We start from the raw sequence: 23,467 nt of genomic DNA on the forward strand, positions 1-23,467 counted from the left end.
TGCCGTCCTCGGCGAGGCCGTCGGCGAGGCGGGTCTCGTCGACGGCGCGGGTCTGGACCTGCTTCTGCAGCCGGGTGCGCTCCTCGGCGGGCAGGACCGCGGCGCGGGCGGTCTCGGCGGTGGCGAGGCCGCTGGCGGCGAGGGCGCGGTCGGCCTCGGCGGCGAGCTCGGCGGCGGAGCTCTCGGCCTGGACGCGGCTGCGCAGCGCCTCGCGGAGCGCGGTCGCGGCGCGGGCGCGGGCGGTGTGGCTGCGGCGGCGCGCTGCGATGGAGCCGTCCTGGCCGCGGGCCTCGTCGATCCGGGTGCGGTCGGCGACGAGCGCGCGGCCGGTCTCGTCGATGCCGGTGCGCTCACGGGCGATGTCGAGGGCGAGCGCCTCCTTGGCGCGGGTGGCCTTCTCGGTCTCGGCGTCGAAGGCGTTCAGCTGCGTCTCGAGCTCGTCGGCGCGGGCGGCGGCGGCGGTCGCGGCGATGACGGCGGCGGTGCGGGTCCCGACCTCGGCGTGGGCGGTGTCGGGGGTGTGCTCCCCGGCGTCCTCGCGCAGCGCGGCGAGCTCCCTCTCGGCGAGGGCGAGGGCCTGTGCGTCGGCGGCCTGTGCCTGCTCGGCGGCGCGGCGGGCGGTCTCGGCGGCCTCGACCTGCTCAGGGCTGACGGCGTCCTCGGAGGGGTCCGCGGGGTGGGGGTGCTCGTGGGAGCCGCAGACGGGGCAGGCGGCCTCGTCCTCGAGGTCGGCGGCGAGCTCGGCGGCGATCCCGGCGAAGCGACGCCGTCGCAGTGAGGCCTCCTCCTCGGCGCGGGTGCGGGCGGTGCGCAGGGAGCGCTCGGCCGTCTCCTTGGCCTTCGCGACGGCCTTGACCTGGGCAGCTGCGGCGGTCGCGGCCTTCAGCACGTCCTGCGCGGCGGCGAGGGCGAGCCGCACCTCGGCGAGACCTGAGGCGGCGGTGCGAGCGGCATCGCGCTGCCCGAGGAGGGCACCGCGAGCAGCAGGACGCTCCTCGAGACGGCCGGTCGCGGACCGAAGCTGCTCCTCCCGGGCCGTGAGGGCCTCGCGGCGGGCGTCGAGCTGCTTCTCCCGCTCGGGCAGCGCGGTCTCGAGGTCGACGAGGTCCGTGAGGGCGCCGGCGGCGCCGGTCGCCTCGTCGGCCGCGGCGGCGAGTGCGACGGCGGGGTCCTCGGCCTGGTCCGCGAGGAGGTCGACGAGGTCGGGGTGCGCGGGTCGCGTCTCCTCGGCACGCGCGGCGAGGGCCTCGATCGCGGCGGAGGCGGCCTGGGCGGCGGTGTCGCGTCGCCGCAGCACCTCGACGACGGGGCGGGCGGTCTCGTCGCGCTCGAGCGCGGCCGACGCCTTCGTGACCTCGGGCTGCTCCGTCTCGAGGCGGGTCGCGAGCTGGTCGAGTGCGCGGCGGCGGTCGATCCGGGTGCGGGCGGTGCGGGCGGCCTCGGCGGCGGTCCGCGCGGTCTGCTCCACCTCCTGCGCGGCGGCGGAGCCGGCGGCGGTCTCGGTCGCGCGGGCGGTGACCTGCGCGAGCTGGGCGTCGGCCGCGGAGGCGAGCGGCTCGAGGCGCAGTGCGGCGGCGTGCTCGGTGAGCGCGGCGCCCTCCTCGTCCTCGAGGGCGACGGCCTCGGTGAACCGGGCCAGCGCCGTGCCGAGGGTCTGCTGGGCGGCGTCGACCTGGCGCTTGGCCTGTTTGCGCATCTCCTCGAGCTGCTTCTCGACGGCGGCGTAGGTCTCGGTGCCGAAGACGCGCTGCAGCACCTGCTGGCGCTCCCCGGTGCCGGCGCGGAGGAAGCGGGCGAACTCGTTCTGGGGCAGCAGGACGGTCTGGGTGAACTGCTCGCGGGTGAGGCCGACGGCGCGCTGCACCTCGCGGCCCACCTCGTCGATGCGGCTGGCGATCACCTCGCTGCCGTCGCCCGCGCCGGCGGTGTCGGCGATCGCGGCGGGCAGGGCCTGCGGGGACCCGATCCGCCACATGAGGGCCTTGGCCTGCTCCTTCGTGGTGCCGGTGCCGCGCAGCTTGGGGCGCTGGAACTCCGGGGAGCGGCGCACGCGGTGCAGTCCGGAGGGGGTCTCGAAGACGAGGTCGACGATGCTCGGCTCCGTCGGCGCGGCGAACTGGGAGCGGATCCGGTCGGCGCTGGTGGCGGAGCCGGCGACCTGCCCGTAGAGGGCGTAGACGATCGCGTCGAGGATCGTGGACTTGCCGGAGCCCGTCGGCCCCTCGAGCAGGAAGGTGCCGGAGGCGCCGAGGCCGGCGAAGTCGATCTCGACGGTGCCGGCGAAGGGGCCGATCCCGGTCATGCGGAGGTGGTGGAGCTTCACGAGGCCTCCTGTTGGCGGCGGACGGCGGAGTAGGCGCGCTCGAGCACGTCGTGCTCCGCCTCGGTGGGGTCGCCGCCGGTGACGTGGGCGAGGAACTCGTCCATCACCTCCAGCGGGTTCTGCTCCCGGCGCACCACCGGGGTGCCGGCGCTCGCGGCGCGGCCCTCGGGGGCGTACTCGGTCAGGAGCAGGTGGGGGTAGGCCTCACGGAGCTGCTCCTGCAGGTGGGCTGGGCGGGCGGGGTCGGTGACGACGGCCTTCAGCCAGTCGCCGGCGTGCTCGTCGCGGCGGGCGAGGATCTCCTCCAGGGTGCCGCGCAGCTCGGTGAGACGGCGCGGGACGGGGGTCTCGATGCGGCGCACGGCGACCTCGGCCCGCTCCCCCTCGGCGCCCGGGGCGCCGAGCTCGACGAGGAGGACGGACTTGCGGTGGCTGCGCTCGGAGAAGGAGAAGGCGAGCGGGGAGCCGGAGTACCAGGCGGGGGCGCCGACGCTGCGGGTGAGGTCCTGGCAGCCGTGGAGGTGGCCGAGGGCGAGGTAGTCGATCCCGCCGAGCACCCCGGCGGGCACGGAGTCGACGCCGCCGACGGAGAGGTCACGCTCGGAATCGCTGGCCTCGCCGCCGGTGACGAAGGTGTGGGCGAGGACGACGGTGCGGGCACCGGGCCGGGCCGCGGCGCGCTCGCGCACCCGGTCCAGGGCCGCGCGGGTGACGGCTTCGTGACTGCGGGGCAGCGGCTCCTCGCCCTCGCGAGCGAGCTCGGTGCGGGCGCGGTCCGGCTCGAGATAGGGCAGGCCGAAGAACAGCACCTCGCCGTGCTCGTCCTCGACGGAGACGGGATGCTCGATCCCGGGCAGGTCGGTGAGCAGGTGGATGCCGGCGCGCATCAGGGAGCGGCCGAAGCCGAGCCGCTCCGGGGAGTCATGGTTCCCGCTGGTGAGGACCACGGTCGCGCCGGTGTCGGCGAGGCGGGCGAGGGCCCGGTCCAGGAGGGTCACGCTGCTCACCGCGGGCACGGCGCGGTCGTAGACGTCGCCGGGGATCACGACCACGTCCACCCCCTCGGCCTCGACGAGGTCGACGAGCCAGTCGAGGAAGGCGGCCTGGTGCTCGTGCAGGTCGACCTTGTGCAGGGTGCGGCCCAGGTGCCAGTCCGAGGTGTGCAGGATCTTCATGTCATCGAGCCTAGGGGTGGGGTGCGACGGACGAGGGACGGGCGCGCGGCATCAGAAGGGCGGCGGACCGTGGTCGCCCCATCCCTCCGGCGGGGGCTCCGGGAGCTGGGCACGCGGTGTCGGAGTCTCGCCGCGCGAGGTCGTCGCGGTCGGCGGGGCAGCATCGGGATTCGGGGCAGGGCGCGGCGGAGGTTCCGCGCGAGTCCGCGGGTCCGGGATGTGCCGCGAGCCTCGGTGAGGGCGTGGGTCCGCCGTGGGCGGGGGTCCGGGCGGCGCCTGGGTCTGCAGGGTCGGCTCCCCGGCCACCGGTGTGGTGAGCACGCGCCGGTCAGCGGGATGCTCCGGTGGGCTGTTCGGGCTGGTCGCGGGGCTGCCGGCGTGGGTGCCGCGCAGGAATCCGGTCCAGGCGGCGGTGAGCAGCTCGACCATCTCGAGGCTGGCGTGGTCGAGGTCGTCGAGGACAGTGACGGCGTCGCCGTGGTGGCCGACGGTCCAGCGGGTGCGGCCTGGCTCGCCTGCCTGCGTGGGGAGCCGGGTGGGGTCCAGCAGGCCGTTCGTCTTGTCGAGGTGGTGCTGCCAGCACAGGAGGTGCAGGTTCTCGACCTCGGTGGCGCCGCCCTCGCCCGGGGTGCCGCGCAGGCACTCCTCGATGTGGTCGCACTCGGAGGCCCAGGAGGTGGGGCGCGTGCATCCGGGGACGGCGCACTGTCCGTTGCGGAGCCGGAGGTGCTCGAGCATCGCGGGGGTGGGGATGACGCGGTCGGCCGGGAGCGGGAGGAAGGCGCCGCTGCTCGCGCTGGTGAGGACGCGGTGCCAGACGGTGCAGCTGCCGGCGAGGGAACGCGCCATCGAGGGCGGCAGCGGGGTGACGCCGTCGAGCATGCCGGGCTGGTCGGAAGCGCCGAGCAGGGTCAGCACGGGCACCGTGACGTTGAGGCGGAACCGCTCGGCGGGGACGGCGACCCCGTCGACGTCGAGTTCGGCGGTACCGATCAGGGCGTAGCGCAGCCGGGTGAGCGGAAGGGCCCTGCCGGTCTCGAGGACGACGCCGTCGGGGTCGTGCGGGATCGGTGTGCCGTCGCGGAGCGCCGCACGCTGCGCCGCCTGGACGGCGCGGGCGGACTCGTCGACTGACTTCCACCGGGCGAGGATCTCGGGGATCGGGCCCGTGATCCGCAGGGTCCCGGTGCCGGCCTCCGCGCCGGGAAGCAGCTCGACGGTGCGCTCGAGCGCGGCGACGGGATCGGGACGGCTCTCGCGCTCGGCGAGATGCTCGATGAGGGCGCGCAGGAGCGTGAAGAATCGTTCCGGGCTGATATCCGTGGACCATGTCGAGATCACGGCATCGAGATCCCTCCTGGAGGATTCGGAGAGCTTCTGCGAGGTCTTCAGCATCTTCTGGAACCACGCCGACGGCATGCTCCCGGATTCAAGGTTCTCGAGGGTGCGCGGGAAATGGTTCACGGCCTGGTATGCGTCGCGCAGTCGCCAGCTCGCGGCACTGCGAGTGACCCGGAGGCCGAGTGCGGCGCGGAGCGTCTCGACCTCGTCGAGCTCGCAGGCGTCCTCGTACTCGCCCTCGAACTCGTGCAGGGCGGCGAGGGCGCGGTACTGCGCCGCGAGCGCGAGGGCAGTGGCGCGCTCCGCATCCCACACGCGCTGCGCGGCCTCGCTCAGGGCGGGGTCGTCGGCGCAGCCGCCGAGATCGGGCAGCGCGTCACGAGTACGAGCCTGGCGTGCGCCGACCCGGCGGAAACGTGCAGGAAGCGACGCGATCAGGGCATCGTCGACGGGGTCCGGGGAGGTGGCGGCAGGAACCGACGGCGATGCCGTCACCACCGGCGAGGAGGCGGGAACCGAGGGCAGGGAGACCTCCCACGCGGAGGTATCTGGGGCGGCGGCATCCGACCGCTCGGAACGCACCGCGTCGCGTGCGCCGTCGGCGATCTCATCGCCCGGCGAATGCTCCGGCTGCGTGATGCCCATCGGCCCCTCCTCCCCGTCCGCGTCGGCGATGCGTCGATGCACCGCCCTTCTCGATCCGACCCCTTCAGACTAGGGACCGACACCGACAGAAGAAAGGCCCACAGAGAATATGTGGATAACTTTCTGATCGAGTGGCGGATCTCGAGCGCAATGCGGCTCTCGATCCTCACCTTTCCTCCACAGCTCCTCGTTTTCCACAATGCCATCCACAGATTTCCGAGGGGCCGCCTCGTCTGTCGGACCCCTGCGGTAGAGGGGCATCGGCTCCGGACATCCCGGCCCCTTCCCCGCCGCCTGGCCTACACTCGGCCGCTGGACACGGGGTGCGCCCGAGGCGCTGAGATCACACCCGTGGAACCTGATCTAGTTCGTACTAGCGAAGGGATGTCCGCATGAGCTCGGATCCTTGCACCCTCTTTCCCGCTGCCCTCCCCCGCGCCGCCGCGCCCGATCGGCCCGCCACCCGCCGGCCCGCGTCCGGCCATCCCGCAACGGGCCATCCCGCACCCGACCGCCCCGCGCCGTCGGCCCCGCGAGTGCTCTCGATCGCGGGCACCGACCCGACGGGCGGCGCCGGCACCGCGGCGGACCTCAAATCGATCACCGCCGCGGGCGGCTTCGGCATGGCGGCGGTCACCGCGGTCGTCGCACAGAACACCCACGGCGTGAGCGACATCCACGTCCCTCCCGCGCAGTTCCTCGCCGCGCAGCTCCGCGCGGTCTGCGACGACGTCGAGCTCGAGGCGGTCAAGACCGGCATGCTCGGCACCGCCGAGATCATCGAGGCCGTCCGGACCTGGCTCTCCGCCCATCCGCCGCGGGTGCTCGTCGTCGACCCGGTGATGGTCGCGACCAGCGGCGACAGGCTGCTGGAGCCCGAGGCGGAGCAGGCGATGATCCGCTTCTGCTCCCTCGCCACCGTGGTCACCCCGAACATCGACGAGCTCGCCGTCCTCACCGGCGAGCCCCGCGCGCACGACGAGGACGAGGCCCTCACCCAGGCCGCCCGCTGGTCGGAGGCGACCGGCGTCGCGGTCGTGGTGAAGACCGGGCACCTCGACAGCCGCGAGGTCACCAACACCTGGATCGGGACCGACGGTACCCGCCACCCCGTGCACTCGACGCGGGTGGACACGACGAGCACGCACGGCACCGGCTGCTCCCTCGCGGCGGCGCTCGCGACCCGGCTCGGCGCCGGCGAGGACCCGGCCACGGCGCTCGCCTGGGTCACCGACTGGCTGCACGAGGCGATCCTGCACGGCGCAGAGCTGCAGGTCGGGAGCGGGAACGGCCCCGTCGACCACGCCCACCGGGCACGGCGGCTCGCGGCGGCGGGATCGGCCGCGCCGTGGGTCGCCGGCGGCGCGGTGCCGGACCGGTGGGAGCAGCCGGCCCAGCTCGCCGCCCGAGCGACGGCCGACGGCCCGACGGGTCCTGCCGCCTCGGTCCCGCCCGTCGGCCCGTGGACCGAGGCGCTGTGGGCGGCCGGGGCGCCGCTCGCCGGCGCGATCGAGGGCTCCGGCTTCGTGGCGGCGCTCGTGGACGGGAGCCTGCCCGAGGGGCAGTTCTCCTTCTATCTCGCGCAGGACTCTCACTACCTGCAGCGCTACTCCCGCGCCCTCGCGACCCTCGCCGCGACCTCGGAGGACCCTGCCGCGCGGGAGTTCTGGTCGGACTCCTCCCGGCACTGCGTGGATACCGAGCTCGAGCTCCACCGCGGCTGGCTCGCGACCCGTCCTGACGCGGCGGAGGTGGCCGTCAGCCCGGTGACCAGTTCATACACCGACTTCCTGCTCGCCCGGGCGCTCGGGGACCCGACGGCCGTCGGAGCGGCCGCGGCGCTGCCCTGCTTCTGGCTGTACGCGCAGGTCGGGGCGAGCCTGCCCGAGGTACCGGACGAGCACCCCTACGCGGGGTGGCTCCTGACCTACCGCGACCCCACCTTCGTGGAGGGGGTGCGCGGGGCGCTCGGCGTCGTCGAGCGCGAGCTCGAGACCGCCGATCCCGCCGTGCGGGCGGAGGCGGCGCGCGCCTTCCTCCTCACCTGCCGTCACGAGCTGGAGTTCTTCGAACAGGCACGACGTGTGGACGCCGCCGCCGTCTCCCCGGCTCCGACGCTCACCGGGGCGACTCGATGACCGCCGCCTCGATCGCCGCGACCGGCACCCGCGCCCTGCCGCCCGAGGGCCGGGCCGCGCTGCGCGCCGGCGTGGTCGGGAACTTCATCGACAACATCCATGTGTTCCTGCCGGTCACGGCGCTGGCGCCGGCGATGCTCGTGATCGCGGGCCCGTCGGCGACCGCGTCGGCGGCGGCGCTGATCATCGTCGCGATGCTGCTGGGCCGGCCCGTCGGCGGGGTGGTGTTCGGGCGGATCGCGGACCGCATGGGACGCACCCGCACCACCCGCCTCGCCATCGCGGGCACCGCGGCGTGCGCGCTCGCGATCGCCCTCGTCCCCACCCATCAGATGCTCGGCCCGGGCACGGTCGCGCTGATCCTGGCGCTGCGCTTCCTCGGCGGGATCTTCGTGGCCGGCGAGTACTCGGCCGCGATCCCGCTGGCGATGGAGTGGTCGAGGCCGCGGCGGCGCGGACTGATGAGCGGGCTGATCCTCTCGATGGCGCCGTGGGCGCAGGCCACGATCGCCTTCGCCGTCGCGGCGCTGCTGGCGGCCCTCGGGCCGGAGCAGTACGCGGCCTGGGGCTGGCGGGCGCTGTTCGTCGCGGGCGCGGCGCTGTCGATCGGGATGATGCTCTACTACCGGCGGCACGTGGTCGATGCGCCGCAGGCCCGGCGAGCACCGGCGTCCGCCACCCCGTCGGCCCCGCGACCGGGCCTCCGCAGCCTGCTCACCGGACGGTGGGCGTCCGCGTTCTGGGCGGCGTTCGTGCTGATGACGGGGCTGTGGCTGCTCACCGACTCGACCGTGCTGCTGCTGACGGCCCGGCTGTCCACCGACTCGCCGATCACCCCGGAGGCGGTGCCGCTGGTGATGGGCGCGGCCTCGATCGCGCAGGCGCTCGTGATGGCGCTCGCGGGGCACCTCTCGAGCCTCGTCGGGAGGCGGCGACTGCTCGTGGTGTGGGGCGCCGTCGCGGGACTCGTCGGACCGGTGCTGTGGTGGGCGTCGGTCACCGCGCCGACCCTCGCCGTCGCGGCGCTGCTCGCCGCGCTGCTGCAGGTCGCGACGGTCTCCGCCTACGGTCCGATCGCCGCCTATCTCTCCGAGCGGTTCCCCACCGCGATCCGCTCGACCGGCTACGGCTCCGCCTACAGCCTCTCCCTCGTGCTGCCGGCGCTGTACCCGTTCTATGTGCCGGCGCTCGAGCCGCTGCTCGGCCGGCACGCGACGGTGATGGGGATGGTCGCGCTCGGCGGGCTGCTCGTGGTGGTCGGGGCGCTGCTCGGCCCGCGGCTCTCCCCGCGCGAGATCGACGCGGACCTCGACACGGTCGCCGAGCGGAGCACGCGATGAGCCCCGCCGACGACCCCGATCTCGCCCGCGCCCTGCCCGTCCTGGCGGCGGTGCGGGAGGCGGCGCCGCTGGTCCACTGCCTCACCGCGACCGTGTCGATGCAGCTGGTGGCCGACGGGCTGCTCGCCGCCGGGGCGCGGCCGATGATGACCGAGACCGTCGTCGAGGCGCCCGTCGTCACGACCGTCGCGGACGCGCTGCTGATCAACCTCGGCACCCTCTCGACCGACGCGATGGACGGCATCCCCGCCACCGTCGCAGTCGCGCGCGAGCAGCAGCGGCCCTGGGTGCTGGACCCTACGGCGATCGGGATCGCCCCGGTCCGCACCCCGCTCGCGCGGCGGCTGCTCGCGCAGCGGCCGACCGCGGTGCGCGGCAACGCCTCAGAGATCCTGGCCCTGGTGGGCGAGGCGGGAGGCGGGCGGGGCGCGGACTCGACCGCCGCCGCCGAGTCCGCCGCCGGCGCTGCGGCCGAGGTCGCCCGTCGCACCGGCGGGGCCGTCGCCGTCTCCGGCGCGGTGGACCTGGTGCTGGATGGGAGCCGCGAGGCCCGGCTCACCCGCGGCTCCGCGCTGCTGCCGCGCGTGACCGGGACGGGCTGCCTGCTCGGGGCGCTGACCGCCGCCTGCACCGCCGTCTGGGAGGATCCCTTCGAGGCCGCGCTCGCCGCGACCACCTGGATGGCTCTGGCCGGGGAGCGCGCCGCGTCGCGCGCGACCGGGCCCGGCAGCTTCCGCATGCACCTGCTCGACGCCCTCGACGAGATCGGACGACGCCCATGACCGCCCCCTCCTCTCCGCTGGACCTGCGCTGCTATCTCGTCACCTCCGGCACGGGCCCGCGCACCGTCGAGGTCGCCGCCGAGGCCGCGGCGGCCGGGGCCGGGGTCGTGCAGGTGCGGGCGAAGGAGGCGAGCACGCGGGAGCTGCTCGAGCTCGTGCTCGCCGTCGCCGAGGCGGTCCACGCGGCGAATCCGACCACCCGGGTGCTGGTCGACGACCGGGCCGACGTCGCCGCGGCGGCCCGCGCTCGCGGTGCCCATGTGCACGGGGTCCACCTCGGCCAGGACGACCTGCCCGTCCCCGACGCCCGCGCCCTGCTCGGCCACGACGCGGTCATCGGGCTGACCACGGGCACGCTCGACCTGGTCCGCGACTCGGCCGGGGTCGCCTTCGACCTCGACTATCTCGGCGCGGGCCCCTTCCGTCGCACCCCCACGAAGGACTCCGGCCGGGAGCCGCTGGGCGTCGAGGGCTATCCGGCGCTGGTGCGGGCGACGATGCTGCCGATCGTCGCGATCGGGGACGTCACTCCGGCCGACGCCCCGGCGCTGTCCCGCACGGGCGTCGCCGGGCTCGCGCTGGTGCGTGCGGTGATGGAGGCGCCCGACCCGGGGGCGGCGGTGCGCGAGGTGCTCGACGGGATGGGCACCCGCCCCCGCCCCTGACGAGGCCGTGACAACGCCCGGGCCCGGGCGTAGCGTCGGACCATGACTGCTGATGCTCCCTCCCCCGATGCTGCGACCTCCTTCGACGTGATCGTTCTCGGCGGCGGGGCGGTCGGCGAGAACGTCGCCCAGTACGCGACCGAGGGCACCGACCTCACTGCAGCGATCGTCGAGCGCGAGCTGCTGGGCGGCGAGTGCTCCTACTACGCCTGCATGCCCTCGAAGGCGCTGCTGCGCCCCCTCGCCGTCGCGGACGCCGCCGCGCACCTGCCGGGGATCACCACTCCCGAGGTCGACGCCGAGGCGCTGCTGGCCCGGCGCGATACCTGGGTCTCCCACTACTCCGACGAGGGCCAGGTCTCCTGGGCCGAGGGGGCGGGGCTGCACGTGGTGCGCGGGCACGGCCGGTTCGTCGGCGAGCGCGAGGTCGAGGTCGTCGGGGCCGACGGGCGCGCCCCGCAGCGCCTCGTCGCCGAGCGCGCCGTCGTCCTCGCCACCGGATCCGTGCCCAGGATCCCCGCGGAGCTGCGGGAGCTCGCGCCGTGGACCTCGCGCGATGCGACGGGCGTGGTGGAGGTGCCGGACGAGCTGGTGATCGTCGGCGGCGGTGTGGTCGCGGTCGAGGCCGCGACCTGGATGGCCGCGCTCGGCACCCGGGTCACGATGCTGGCGCGCGGGGACGCGCTGCTGCGAGGACTGGAGCCGTTCGCCGGCCGCCACGTGCTCGAGGCGCTGCGGGGCCTCGGCGTCGACGTGCGACTCGGGACCTCGGTGCGCGCCGGTGCGCGCGAGGACGTCCGAGACACGGGCCTGGGCCGGCTCCACGGCGGCCGGGTGCGTCTCGAGATCGAGGCCGACGGCCGTCGCGAAACACTCGAGGCCGACGAGGTGCTCGTCGCGACCGGGCGCCGTCCGCGGCTGGACGACGTGGGCCTCGAGACCGTCGGCCTGTCCCCCGAGGACGTCACCGGCGGCGGGACGCTGCCGGACTGGCTGCACGCGGTGGGCGATGCGAGCGGGGAGGCGCCGCTGACGCACTGGGGGAAGTACCGCGCCCGCGTGATCGGGCAGCGGATCCTCGCCGCCGCGACCGGGGAGGCGGCGGAGCCGGTGCCCGACCAGGTGCCGGTGCCGCAGGTCGTGTTCACGGATCCGCAGGTCGCGGCCGTCGGCCTCACCGAGGCGGAGGCCCGCGAGGCCGGGCACCGGGTGGTGACCGCACAGGTGCCCTTCGGCGGGGCGGCCGGCTCCGCGCTGCTGCGCGACGACGTCACCGGCACCGCGCAGATCGTCGTCGACCTCGGCACCCGCACCCTCGTGGGTGCGACGTTCGTCGGCCCCGAGGCCTCCGAGCTGCTGCACGCCGCGACGATCGCGATCGTCGGCGCGGTGCCGGTGCACGTGCTGCGCCATGCGGTGCCGAGCTACCCGGCCGCCTCGGAGCTGTGGCTGCGGCTGCTCGAGGAGCTGCCGCGCGCGCTCCGGGCCGGCTGAGCCGAGCCCTCTCCCCTCCGTGCCGCTCCTCCCCCGCCGGCGCATCTCCTCCCTTCGGAGGAGATGACAGATCGCACTGGCGTCGCTCCTCCGCATCCGATGGGATGGAGGCGTTCGACGCCCCACGGCCATGCGCCGCCTGCCCCGGGAGGACCATGTTCCAGCGCTTGCGCCGACAGCGACAGCTCGGCCGCGCGAAGCCCGGCGACGGCAGCGCGCTGAAGGACCTGCGCTGGTGGCAGACGCTCACCCGCACCCAGTTCGTCCTGGACCCCGATGACGGGGCAGGTCGCGAGGCGTCGTACATCGTGGACGTGCGCTATCTGGCCACCGAGCTCGAGGGCGGGAGGATCGCCGAGGGCGCGCGGCACGCGCCGATCTCCTTCTACCGCGACGGCCGACAGCTCCACATCGCGAACTCTCCGGTCGCCTTCGAGGTGCCGGGAGGGACGGTCGAGGTCGCGATCGGCAGCTACGGCCTCTCCCGGATGCACCTCGTCCCCTCCGACGACGGCCCGGCCACGACCCTGCGCCCGCACCCCCGCTCCCTCGAGGGCCTGCGCGCCCGCTTCGGCCGACGCCACCCCGGGGCGAGCCGGCTGCTCGGCGCGCTCGCGATCGTGGTGCTGCTGATCGGGGTGGTGCTGATGCTTCCACAGGCCGCGGAGCTGATCACGAGCATCCCGCCGGTCGCCGAGCGGGTCGGCGCCTTCACCTCGCCGATCCAGCTGCCCGCCTGGCTGAACATCTCGGTCACGGTCGCCGGTGTGCTGGCCGCGGTCGAGCGCGCGCTCACACTGCGCAACCACTGGCTGATCGACGCCGAGACCACCTGGACCTCGTTCGTGTGACGGTCAGGGAGGCCACCGGGTATTCGCTGGTCGGAGACCCCGCAGCGCCGTAGCGTCGGCGCCATGACAGAGAGCTCCCCCGGTTCCCAGCCCGAACCCGACGCGCTCTTCGCCGAGCCGCGCCTGGCCGCCTGCTACGACGTCCTCGACGGCGAGCGCGACGACCTCCCCCACTACCGGGCGATCCTCGCCGAGCACGGCGCGCGCACGGTGATCGACATCGGCTGCGGCACCGGCTCCCTCGCCGCTCTGCTCGCGGCCGACGGACTGGCCGTGACCGGGATCGACCCTGCCCTCGCCTCCCTCGAGGTGGCCCGCGCCAAGCCCCATGCCGAGTCGGCGACCTGGCTTCACGGCACCGCCGAGGACCTCCCGCCGCTCGCTGCCGACGCCGCCGTGATGACCGGCAACGTCGCTCAGGTGTTCACGACCGACGAGGCCTGGGCCGCGACGCTGCGCGGGATCCGCCGCGCGCTGCGGCGTGGCGGGGTGCTGGTGTTCGAGAGCCGTCGGCCGGAGCGACGGGCCTGGGAGGAGTGGCAGGCCGACACGGCCGAGACGGTCCACGAGGTGCCCGGGGTGGGCACGATCCGGCAGCGTTCGACGGGGTTCGAGGTCGCGCTGCCGCTGGTGACCTTCTCCGACGAGTTCCGCTTCGAGGACGGGACCGTGCTGACGTCGACCTCGACACTGCGCTGGCGGGACGAGGCGGAGCTGCGCGCTTCGCTCGAGGCCGCCAGATTCGACGTCGAGGAGGTCCGGGACGCGCCGGACCGCCCGGGCAGGGAGTTCGTGGTGATCGCCCGGGCGGTCTGAGCAGGGCTGCGGGGATCAGGCCTCGGTGCCGGTGTAGAAGCCGTAGGTCGCGTCGGCCCGCTGCTGGGCGACGGCAGGGTCCTCGCCGGAGGCCGCGTGCGCGACGGCCCAGCCATCGGCGGCGCCGCGGTAGAAGGAGCGGCCCTCGTCGGTGCCCGCCCAGGCCTCCGCCTCGGCCGGGGAGAGCGAGCCCTCCACATCGCCGAGGTGGAGCGAGAGACCCAGCAGGCCGCCGTCCCAGCCGACGCCGGTCGCGCCGGGGCCGAAGGTCTCCCACATCTCGGCGGGGACGTCGGCGACGCGGCTGGTGTGCTCGAGCTCGAAGCTGGTGCGCTCACCCCCGACCTCGGCCAGGCGCACGGTCAGCCATGACACGGAGCCCATGGCCTCCCAAGTGGCGGAGAACTCGGCGGCGCCGGCCGACGGCGGCTCGCAGGCGGTGATCTCGCCGCCAGCGTTGCCCTCGAACTGGTAGCGGCCGCCGAGGCGGAGGTCGCCGCTGACCGGCAGGAACCAGCGCTGGATGCGCTCGGCCGAGGTGACGGCCTCCCACACGTCGGCGAGGGCGGTGGGGTAGGTCTGCTCAAGGGACTGGACGTGCATCTGCTCGCCGTCGCGCTCCTCGGTGCGATAGGCGCGGGTGACGGACTGCAGCTGGGCGGGGACGTCGACCATGTCAGGTCTCCTTCTCGGTCGCGGGGGCCGTCGCGGCGGGCGGGGTGCCCGTCGCAGGGTCTGTGTGCGGCGCGTTCACCGCGGGGTCGGTGGGGCCGGCGGCGGGGCCGGAGCTCTCTGCACGCTCGGCGGCGAGGCGACGGGTGCGCTTTCCGCGAGCGAGCTCGGTGCCGAGCGCGTCGAGCTTCGGCAGCCAGAACCGCTCGAAGGGCGTCAGCCACTCCCTCGCCTCGCGCGGGCCGCGGGGGTCGAGGGAGTAGAGGCGACGACGTCCCTCCGGGCGGACGGTGGCGAAGCCGTGCTCGCGCAGGACGCGCAGGTGCTGGGAGACGGCCGGCTGGCTGATCCCGAACTCCTGCTGCACGATCTCGCCGATCTCCCCCGCGCTGAGCTCCCCGCCGTCGGCGAGGAGCTCGAGGATCCGTCGCCGCACCGGGTCGCCGAGGACGTCGAGCGCGTGCATGCGCCCATGCTCCACCCGCACAGCCATATAAGTCAACCCTTATGCAATAAGGGAGTCGACGGCGACCCGACCCGGCCAGTTGATCGACCTCAGGTACCAGGAAAGCGGTACGGGACGTCGAACAACTCGGCGCTCGATCCGCTGTGGCCCACACCCGGCCAGTCGATCGACCACAGGTACCAGGAAAGCGGTACGGGACGTCGAACAACTCGGCGCTGTGCCCGCTGCGGCCCGCACCCGGCCAGACGATCGACCTCAGGTACCAGTGAAGTGGTACGGGACGTCGATCGACTCGGCGGCGCAGGGTGGCGGGGCCGGCCGGCGCTGGGCAGCACGTTCAGCGGTGCCGGGCGGGAGGGCAAGCAGGACAGCGGGGGCACCAGGGCCGGGCCGGGACAGCGTCGGCGCCGGTCACCGCCGCACCGCGAGCACGAGCCCGCGGTAGGCGAGGCCGACGGCGACGAGCACCAGGCCCGCCACGATCGTGCGACCGGGCAGCGCGGCGACGAGCAGCACGCAGCCGACGAGGCCGAGCCACTGCATGGCCTTCGGGAACAGCCGCCACTGCCCCGTCTGGGTGAGCGCGGCGAGGTTCGCGACCGCGTAGTAGAGCAGCACGCCGAAGGACGAGGCGGCGATCGCGACCAGCACGTCGGAAGCGAGCAGCACGAGCAGCACCACCGCGATGCCGGCCGCGGCCTCCGCCCGCTGCGGGACCGAGAAGCGGGGGCTGACGTGCGCGAGCACGGGCGGCAGGTCCCGCTCCCGGGCCATGGCGAGCACGGTGCGGGAGATGCCCGCGACCAGGGCGAGCAGCGCGCCGGAGGCCGCCGCGACCGCGCCGATGGTCACCACCACGGCCCAGACCCCGCCCGCGCCGACCGCGTCCAGCGCCGCACGGAAGGGCGCCGGGCCCCAGCCCTGCGCACCCGGCGCCGGCCCCACGAGCACGAGGATCACCGACAGCACCAGGTAGAGCGCGCTGACCGCGGCGAGCGCGAGCAGGATCGCGCGGGGGATGGTGCGCCGCGGCGCGACGACCTCCTCGCCGAGGGTCGCCACCCGGGCGTAGCCGGCGAAGGCGAAGAACATCAGCGCCGCGGCCTGCGCGACGGCGAGGACGATGCCGAGCGCACCGCCCTCCCCCGCGCCGGCGACGGCCGCGATCCCGCCGTCCCACAGCCCAGCGGCCTGCCCGGAGAGGGGGCCGGGCACCTCCCACGTCCCGGCACCGGCCCCGTCGCCCGCGCCTCCCGTCGGACCGCCCGCCACGATCCCGACGAGCAGCCGAACCCCGGTCAGCACGAGCGCGGCGAGCGCGACCGTGACCAGCACCCGGGCGAGCACCGCGGTGCGGGTGATGCCGACCAGGTTCACGCCCGTCAGCACCACGACCAGGAGCGCAGCGACGGGTCGCTGGAACGGCTCGGGCACGAGATACGCGGCGACGACCAGCGCCATCGCGGCGCAGGAGGCGGTCTTGCCGATCACGAAGCACCAGCCGGCGAGGAACCCCCACCAGGGCCCGAGTCGCTCGCGGCCGTAGTGGTAGGTGCCGCCCGCGGCGGGGTGCTGGGCGGCGAGCTGCGCGGTCGAGGTCGCATTGCACAGCGCGACCACGGCGGCGACCAGCACCGCCGCCGGGGCGAGCGATCCGGCGAGGTCCTGGGCGGCGCCGAGGGAGACGAAGGCACCGGCCCCGATCATCGAGGCGAGGCCGATCACCACCGCGTCGCGCAGTCCGAGGCGGCGGGAGAGTGCGGCGGGCACCGCCCCCGCGCTCACAGGCGGTCCAAACGGTACAGCCAGGCGGCGGTCTCGGCGCGGTCGACGCGGGAGTTCGGGCGGAGGTCGTCCCCGTCCACGATGCCCTCGTCGAGGCCCTCGGCCTGCAGCCACGCGATCGCGTCGGCCTGCACGTCACCGCTCGGCGAGCCTGCCTCGGGCGAGCCGGCCGCGGCGTACAGCGCCTCGGCGACCATGCCCCGGCTCAGCGCCGCGCTCGGGCGGAACGCGCCGCCCTTGTTGACGGTGAGCACGCCCTCGGACTCGGCCCACAGCATCGCCTCGTAGTGCGGGTGATCGGCCTTCACGTCCTTGAACGGCGAGCTCGCGGGGACCTCCACCTCGGGACGGCCCGCCAGCTCGTACAGGGCCGCGGCGAGGGTGACGCGGTCCGCGGCGCGGGTGGGACGGAAGGTGCCGTCCTCTCCACCGGGGACGATGCCGCTGCCGGCCGCCCACATGATCTCGTCGTAGTGCTCGTGGGTGGGTCGCACGTCGGTGAAGTCCGGGAGCGTCGGCGCCTCCTCGTACCCGGCGTCCAGGCCCACGATCATCGGGTCGTGGTCGGAGGAGGCGAAGGGGCCCTCCTCGTAGAGGTTCACCGCGTTGTTGTTGTACCGGCCGTACTGGGCCATCACCGACTCGGGGCCGTTGATCTGCCAGTCGGTCGCGCCGGTGACGCGCTCGGCGGCCGACGGGGAGGCGATGACGTGGTCGAGCGAGCCGACCATGCCGCCGAAGCTGTAGGACCAGCCTTCCGGGTCGTGGGTCTCGCCGAGGTTGACGAAGCCCTGCTCGTAGAACGTCTGCAGCGGCTCCTCCTGGGTGTAGGAGTTGAAATCGCCGCCGTGCAGGACGTCCTCGACGCCGAGCTCGGATGCGGTCTGCTCGCCCCAGGTCAGCAGCGCCTCGGCCTGCTGGAGGCGGGAGGTGCGGGCGTTGCCCTGGACCGGGTCGGCCGGGAGGCCGGAGTCCTCGGCGTCGGCCGAGCCCTTGGACTTGAAGTGGTTGATGGTGAAGAAGAACGGCTCGCCCTCGACCTGCTGGGCACCGTCGCCGTCGATCGGCACGAACACCTGGCCGAGCGGCTCGCGGGCGTTGTCGAAGGCAGGGTCGTCGGCGAGGATCTGCATCTGCCCCTCGGGGCGCACCTCGGCGGGTTTGAAGATGATCGCGTTGGTGATCACGTCCTGGCCGCCGTCCAGACCCTGCGCGGCGTAGGCCTCGCCGGTGGGGATGTAGTCCCAGGTGCCCTCGCCGTGCTTCTCGTTCAGCGCGGCGACCAGGGTGGCGGTGGCCTCGTCGGCCTCCTCCCCGAGGCGTGCCGAGTTCTCGATCTCGGTCAGGCCCACCACGTCGGCTCCGGTGCCGGAGATCGCCTCGACGATCTTGGACTGCTGGCGCTCGAGGTCGTCGGCGCCCCACGCGCCGCGCAGGTCGCAGCCGCCGCGCACGGTGGTGCCGTTCCCGTCGATGTCGGTGTAGGGCTCGCAGCCGGGGGTGTCCTCGCCGAGGGTGGTGAAGTAGTTCAGCACGTTGAAGGTGCTGACCTGCAGGTCACCGCCGACGGGGTCGGGCGCGTCCTGGCGGGTGTTCTCGAAGTCGACGCCGTCGGTGTCGGCCGACTCCCACGGGGTGGTGGTGTTCAGGCGCCACTGGTCGAAGGAGTAGGCGACCACGACGGGCTCGGTGAAGGAGGGGGTGGCCCCGACCCGGACGGGCTCCTCGGTGGTCAGCCAGCTCATCGGCTGGGTGGGGTTGTTCTGGAAGTTCGTGGTGCGGCCGTCGTCGAGCAGCACCTTGAGCGCGTCGCGGCTCTCGTAGTAGGCGGTGGCCTCCGCGCCGGGGCGCATGATGTCACCGGCCTGCTGCAGCGGCTGGTCGCCGATCGCGAGGGCCACCTCGCCGAAGCGGTTGGTGCTGTACACGTCGGTGACGGTGAACTCCTCCGCGCCGGGCAGGTAGAGCATGTGCTCGATGCTCTCGCGCTGCGTCTCCTCGGTGGGGAAGCCGCCGGCGAGGGTCGCGGGCTGGGCGGGCTCGAGCGCCTGATCGAGCTGCTCGAGGCCCTCGGCGCCGACGGAGATCTGGGTGGAGTCGTAGTACTCGGAGACCTCGCCGGTCACGCGCACCGAGTCCCCGATCGCGACCTGGTCGGCGGTCTCCGGGGAGTGCACGAACACGGCGGTGGAGCCCTTGTGCGTGGAGAAGTCCAGCGCGCCTCCGGTGCCGCCGGTCTGGATGACGTAGCCGTTCAGGCCACCGGTCGCGTAGACCGCGGTGACGACGCCCTCGGTGACCACGTTCTTCCCGACCATCGGACTCTGCGCGCCGGTGCCCTGGATCTCGGCGATGCTCGCCTCGACCGTTTCGCCGGGCTCGCCCGGCTCCTCGGGATCGGTGCCGTCGCCGCCGGAGTTGGTGGGCGTCGGCTCGCCGGCGACGAAGTCGGTGGAGTTCTCACCGGTCGCGGCGACGCGCGCGACGGAGGTCGCGTTCGTGGTGCGCGGGGCGGGGGCGGTGCCGGAGAAGGTGGTCGCGCCGCCCCAGCCGACGAGGTCGACGACCGCGGGCTCGTCGGCGCAGGCGCTGCCCGTGCAGACCAGGCGGCCCTCGGAGTCGGAGAGGGCGAAGACGCCCTGGGTGCCGGAGACGGCGGTGGTGCCGGTGAGGTCGGGCTCGGGCAGCGCCTCGGTGCCGCCGGCGCCCTTCGCGAGCTGGATCAGGAAGGTGCCGCCGGCGGGGACGGTGCCCTCGAGGGCGAGGACTCCGGGGGCGTTGAAGGTGCCGGTCGCGGAGGCGTACTGGAGGGACCAGCCGGCGAGGTCGATCGGCTCGTCGGAGGTGTTCACGAGCTCGACGAAGTCGTGGGTGAAGGTCGAGCCGGAGTTGCCGCCGCCGCCGTAGATCTCGTTGATCTGCAGGTCGCCGGGGAGGACGACGCCGTCGGCCGCCCCGCCGCAGTCCTCGCTCACGGGCAGCTCGGTCTCGATCGAGGTGCCGGCCGCGGGGTCGGTCGTGATGGTGAGCGGGACGGGCGAGGCCTCCGTGGCGCACAGGTCCGCGGGGAGGGTGACGTCGGCGAGGAGCTCGCCGGACTCCTCGTCTTTCGCGTAGGGCGTCTCGAAGGTGCCGTGCTCGCCCGCGTCGACGGTCACGGAGGTGATCTCGGGGGCGCCGAGGCTCTGGGACTCGAGGCCCGAGAGCCGCAGCACCGGGGCCTCGCCGTCCGCGCCGACGACGAGCTGGAGGTCGGCCTGACGCTGCGAGTAGTCGGGGGCGAGGTCGGGGTGGGCCTCGAGATAGGAGATGAACGCGTCGCGGTCCAGCACGCCGGAGTCGCGCACGTCCTGCGCCTCGGAGAGCGCCCACATGTTGTCGCCGCCCTCGAAGAGGAAGCTCGCGGTGACGATCGTGTAGGTCCCCTCGGGGTCGATCGGCTCGCCGTTCACGAGGATCTCGCGGATGCGGTCGTCCCTCTCGCGGCTGCTGTCGAAGACGTACTCGACGTTCTCGGAGACGCTGAAGGCGAGGAAGGACTCGTCGCCCTCGTCCACGCCGGCGCCGTCGGCCTTGCGCTGCCACTGCTCCTCGAGCATCTGCTCGAACTGGGCGCCGGTGACCTCGCCGGAGTTGAGGGTGTTGCCGAAGGGCACCATGCCGTTGGCCTCGGCGTAGGTGACCACGCCGTCGCCCTCGCCGGTGGGTGAGGAGGCGTCCCACAGCTCGGCGCGGATGCCGCCGGGGTTCATGAAGCCGATGACCTCCCTCTCGCCCGCGAGCCCGGCGTCCTCGAGGTACCACTTCATGGAGTCGGCGAGCATGTTGCCGGCCGCGGAGTGGCGGAAGCGGTTGTCGCCCTTGGTGGTGGCCTGGTTGCCGACCGGTTCGATCGGGGTGCGCGCGCCGTCGACGTAGGCGGCCTTGGAGTCGTCCCAGGAGGTGGTGATGTCACCGGTGATCGAGCCGACGGGCTCGGCACCGACGACGGCGGCCTCGTCGATCGCCGTCTGCGCGATCGAGGAGACCTCTTCCGTGACGGGGGTGGAGGTCGCGCACTCGGCGTCGGTGGGGCGCAGCGCGGGCTCGACGGCGACGTCCCAGTCGGTGTCGTCCCCGGTGCCGCGCTGGAGGGTGACGGTGCCGAGGTTGGCGGCGCTCGCGCCGGTCTGGAGGATCGGGCGGGTCTCGCCCTCCTCGCCGGGGACCGCGGCCTGGTAGGCGTACGTGCGGTGGGAGTCGCCGTTGAAGATCGCGTCGACCTCGGCGTCCGTCTCGGAGACGATCTTGTCGAAGATGGGGTCGGAGTTCTCCGGGGCGGAGCCGACCTCCCCGCTGCCGGAGGCGCCCTCGTGGTAGAGCGCGACCGCGGCGTCGTACTCGACCCCGTCGGCCTCGAGCTCGACGATCACGTCGTTGACCGCGTCGACGGGGTCGCCGAAGGTGAGCCCCTCGATCGCGGCCGGGCTGACCTTGCCGACGGTCTTCGTGGTGACGGCCCCGATCACGGCGACCTTCACGCCGTCGCGCTCGACGATCGTGAACGCGTCGTGCACCCGCTCGCCGTCGGCGTCGTAGACGTTCGCGGCGAGGTCGGGGAACTCGGTGCGCGGCTCGATGCGGCCCGTGAGGTCGTCCTGCCCCTGGTCGTACTCGTGGTTGCCGATCGCGGTGGCGTCGACGCCTAGGGCGTTCAGCACGTCGATCGTCGGCTCGTCGTTCTGCACCGCGGACTCGAAGGCGGAGCCGCCCACGCTGTCACCGGCGGAGAAGAGGAACGAGGTCTCGCTCTCGGCGCGCACCGTCTCGACCTGGCAGGCCAGGGCCGAGGCGCCGCCGAGGGCGCCGTGGAAGTCGTTGAAACCCATGAGGGTGATCTGCTGACCGGGCTCGGCGGCGGTCGCGCCGAGCGGCGCGAGGGCGCCTGAGACGGCGAGGGCGGCGGCGCCGAGGCCGACGGTCGCACCGCGGACGGCGCGGCGGGCGAGGTGGACACGCATGGAGGAGGCTCCCGGGGACGAGGCGGAGTCGAGGAGGGCGCACGGGTGCGCCATGTCATCTCACCCCATCGGGAGGCGTCAGGACCTGTTTTCCCCGATCCGGTATCGAGCCGTCACCGAGAGTTCATCTGCATCACCCCGCTGCGCTGGCTTCTTGACCTGCAGCATTGCTGCGTTTGACGAACCTTTTGCCGATCGGGAGCTCCGCTGCGCACCCGTCGCCGACGGCGTCGCGCAGGGAGACCCGAGTCACCGCGGGAGCCGCGGAGGATGTGAATCGTGACGACCCGTCCCGCCGTCCGCTGTGCCGACGGGCGGCGGAGTGGGTAGCATCGGTGAGGACTCTGGACGGACCGGGTCGCCCGTATCGCGGCATCGGCCCGACGATCTCGGACCGGCCGACGGATATCCCGCCTCCGCCCGAAGCCCGCTCACTCCGCCGCTCTCTCCCTCGATCAGACGCGGTGCACGACCTGGCCGGCCACCGCCGCGCCCCGTCGGCCGACGCGTCGCCCCTAGGAGTCCTCCCCATGTCGCTGCCCTTCCTCACCCGTCGCCCCACGGTCCCCGCGAAGGACGGCGCGAGCTGGCCCCACGTGGTCATCGTGGGCGGTGGCTTCGCCGGCGCCAACGCCGTGCTGGGCCTGCGCGACGCCCGTGTGCGCGTCACCCTCATCGACCGCAACGTCTACAAGACCTTCCAGCCGCTGCTGTACCAGGTGGCGACCGCGGGCCTGAACCCGGGCGACGTCACCATGTTCCTGCGCGGCCTCTCGCTGAAGGTCCCCAACATGCGCTACCGGCAGGGCGAGGTGGTCGGCGTCGACCCGGAGCGGAAGGTCGTCACGCTCAACGAGGGCCAGCGCGGCGATCAGGAGCTCTCCTACGACTACCTGGTGCTCGCCAACGGCGCGACCACCACCTACTTCGGCACCCCGGGCGCCGAGGAGCACGCGATGCCGATGTACACGCGCGCGCAGGCCCTCGCGATCCGCGACCGGATCTTCTCCGAGCTCGAGCGCTCCAGCCGCGAGGCCGGCGTCACCCACGACAAGCTGCACGTCTGCATCGTCGGCGGCGGGCCGACGGGCGTGGAGATCGCCGGCGCCCTCGCGGACTTCCGCATGCAGGAGCTGGACATCCTCTATCCCGAGATGGATCCGGGAACCCTGCGGGTCACGGTGCTGCAGCGCGGCGACGAGCTGCTCAAGGAGTTCAGCGACAAGTACCGCCAGTACGCGGCGGACGAGCTGCGCGACCGCGGGGTCGTGCTCCGCCTCGGCCACGGCGTGAAGGAGGTCGGCTACGACCACGTCGTCCTCGACGACGACTCGATCCTCGAGTCCGACATCACCATCTGGGCCGCGGGCGTCGCGATCCCCGAGGCCGTCTCCGAGTGGGGCCTGCCGCAGGACAAGCGCGGCCGCCTCGCCGTGGACGACACGCTGCAGGTCAAGGGCTTCCCGGGCGTGTACGCCGCCGGCGACATCGCCTCGCAGGACGAGCCCCTCCCCCAGCTCGCACAGCCTGCGATCCAGACCGGCGCGGCGGTCGCCAAGTCGATCGCGGCCGACGTGAAGGGCAAGCCCCGCCCGGAGTTCACCTACACGAACCTCGGCACCATGGCCACCATCGGCCGCCATGCCGCGATCGCGGAGATCCCCTTCGTCGGCGGCCTCTCCGGCTCGGTGGGCTGGGCGGCCTGGCTCGGCGTGCACATCACCAAGATGCTCGGCCACCGCAACCAGCGCGCTGTCGCGATGAACCTCGTCTCGCTGTACGGCGGCACCCGCGGCACCCACCAGCCGAACCCCGTGGTGGGCGAGGTCGACTCGCTGCGCGCGGCGAGGATCTTCGAGGAGCAGGCCCCGCACCGCCTCTTCGGCCTGAACGCCGGGGCGCGGGAGAACCGGGCGGCGGCCGAGGACGCTCCCGGCGCGGCCGACGTCGCCGCTCCGTCCAAGGACTGACCCG

At 74.0% G+C, this 23,467-nt stretch carries 15 protein-coding genes and 1 riboswitch; of the genes, 8 read left to right on the forward strand and 7 right to left on the reverse strand.

The window, feature by feature from the left end; genetic code table 11:
* The 3 genes from Y09_RS15025 to Y09_RS15035 all read right to left on the reverse strand — a co-directional run.
* The coding region (locus Y09_RS15025; RefSeq protein ID WP_053918662.1) for an AAA family ATPase at positions 1–2,323 on the reverse strand (2,323 nt) is incomplete at its 3' end.
* Complete coding sequence (locus Y09_RS15030; protein ID WP_053918665.1) at positions 2,320–3,498, reverse strand: exonuclease SbcCD subunit D; 1,179 nt, start codon at positions 3,496–3,498, stop codon at positions 2,320–2,322. The genes Y09_RS15025 and Y09_RS15030, both read right to left, overlap by 4 nt.
* Before the next feature lie 51 nt (positions 3,499–3,549).
* On the reverse strand, positions 3,550–5,484 hold the full coding sequence (locus Y09_RS15035; RefSeq protein ID WP_148639685.1) for an HNH endonuclease signature motif containing protein: 1,935 nt from the start codon (positions 5,482–5,484) through the stop codon (positions 3,550–3,552).
* A 309-nt stretch (positions 5,485–5,793) separates the two neighbouring features.
* Positions 5,794–5,886, forward strand: a riboswitch (TPP riboswitch).
* On the opposite strand from Y09_RS15035, the gene Y09_RS15040 reads away from it, so the two are divergent.
* From Y09_RS15040 to Y09_RS15070, 7 genes are all read left to right on the forward strand, one after another.
* Positions 5,877–7,622: a bifunctional hydroxymethylpyrimidine kinase/phosphomethylpyrimidine kinase gene (locus Y09_RS15040; protein WP_082358900.1), complete on the forward strand. Its 1,746-nt coding sequence runs from the start codon at positions 5,877–5,879 to the stop codon at positions 7,620–7,622. (Overlaps the previous riboswitch by 10 nt.)
* Entirely contained in the window at positions 7,619–8,962 is a 1,344-nt protein-coding gene (locus Y09_RS15045) for an MFS transporter (RefSeq protein WP_082358901.1), read from the forward strand. The genes Y09_RS15040 and Y09_RS15045 overlap by 4 nt, the downstream gene beginning before the upstream one ends.
* Positions 8,959–9,744 (forward strand): hydroxyethylthiazole kinase, encoded by a 786-nt coding sequence (thiM, locus tag Y09_RS15050; protein WP_053918671.1) that lies wholly within the window; start codon positions 8,959–8,961, stop codon positions 9,742–9,744. Before Y09_RS15045 ends, thiM begins: the two co-directional genes overlap by 4 nt.
* Entirely contained in the window at positions 9,741–10,409 is a 669-nt protein-coding gene (locus Y09_RS15055) for a thiamine phosphate synthase (protein ID WP_053918673.1), read from the forward strand. Before thiM ends, Y09_RS15055 begins: the two co-directional genes overlap by 4 nt.
* Before the next feature lie 42 nt (positions 10,410–10,451).
* Positions 10,452–11,903 carry an NAD(P)/FAD-dependent oxidoreductase gene (locus Y09_RS15060; RefSeq protein WP_053918676.1) on the forward strand — a complete coding sequence of 484 codons (1,452 nt, stop codon included), beginning with the start codon at positions 10,452–10,454 and terminating at the stop codon, positions 11,901–11,903.
* 155 nt (positions 11,904–12,058) lie between these two features.
* Entirely contained in the window at positions 12,059–12,754 is a 696-nt protein-coding gene (locus tag Y09_RS15065; RefSeq protein WP_053918678.1) for a hypothetical protein, read from the forward strand.
* A gap of 63 nt (positions 12,755–12,817) precedes the next feature.
* Complete coding sequence (locus Y09_RS15070) at positions 12,818–13,570, forward strand: class I SAM-dependent methyltransferase (RefSeq protein WP_053918679.1); 753 nt, start codon at positions 12,818–12,820, stop codon at positions 13,568–13,570.
* A 15-nt stretch (positions 13,571–13,585) separates the two neighbouring features.
* Here Y09_RS15070 and Y09_RS15075 read toward each other — a convergent pair whose 3' ends face one another.
* The 4 genes from Y09_RS15075 to Y09_RS15090 all read right to left on the reverse strand — a co-directional run bounded on the left by Y09_RS15075 (position 13,586) and on the right by Y09_RS15090 (position 21,493).
* Positions 13,586–14,245 carry an SRPBCC domain-containing protein gene (locus tag Y09_RS15075; protein WP_053918681.1) on the reverse strand — a complete coding sequence of 220 codons (660 nt, stop codon included), beginning with the start codon at positions 14,243–14,245 and terminating at the stop codon, positions 13,586–13,588.
* 1 nt (position 14,246) lies between these two features.
* On the reverse strand, positions 14,247–14,708 hold the full coding sequence (locus Y09_RS15080) for a helix-turn-helix transcriptional regulator (protein ID WP_053918683.1): 462 nt from the start codon (positions 14,706–14,708) through the stop codon (positions 14,247–14,249).
* 411 nt (positions 14,709–15,119) lie between these two features.
* A complete protein-coding gene (locus Y09_RS15085) occupies positions 15,120–16,478 on the reverse strand; it encodes an APC family permease (protein WP_255351705.1) in 1,359 nt (452 codons plus the stop codon).
* 11 nt (positions 16,479–16,489) lie between these two features.
* Entirely contained in the window at positions 16,490–21,493 is a 5,004-nt protein-coding gene (locus Y09_RS15090) for an ExeM/NucH family extracellular endonuclease (protein ID WP_148639686.1), read from the reverse strand.
* 530 nt (positions 21,494–22,023) lie between these two features.
* Between Y09_RS15090 and Y09_RS15095 the strand changes: the two genes are divergently transcribed.
* Positions 22,024–23,463, forward strand: a complete 1,440-nt coding sequence (locus tag Y09_RS15095; RefSeq protein ID WP_053918688.1) for an NAD(P)/FAD-dependent oxidoreductase — start codon at positions 22,024–22,026, stop codon at positions 23,461–23,463.
* The last annotated feature ends 4 nt before the right edge of the window (positions 23,464–23,467 follow it).

It is taken from the genome of Brachybacterium sp. SW0106-09 (genome assembly GCF_001293905.1).
In the GTDB taxonomy this organism is placed as follows: domain Bacteria; phylum Actinomycetota; class Actinomycetes; order Actinomycetales; family Dermabacteraceae; genus Brachybacterium; species Brachybacterium conglomeratum.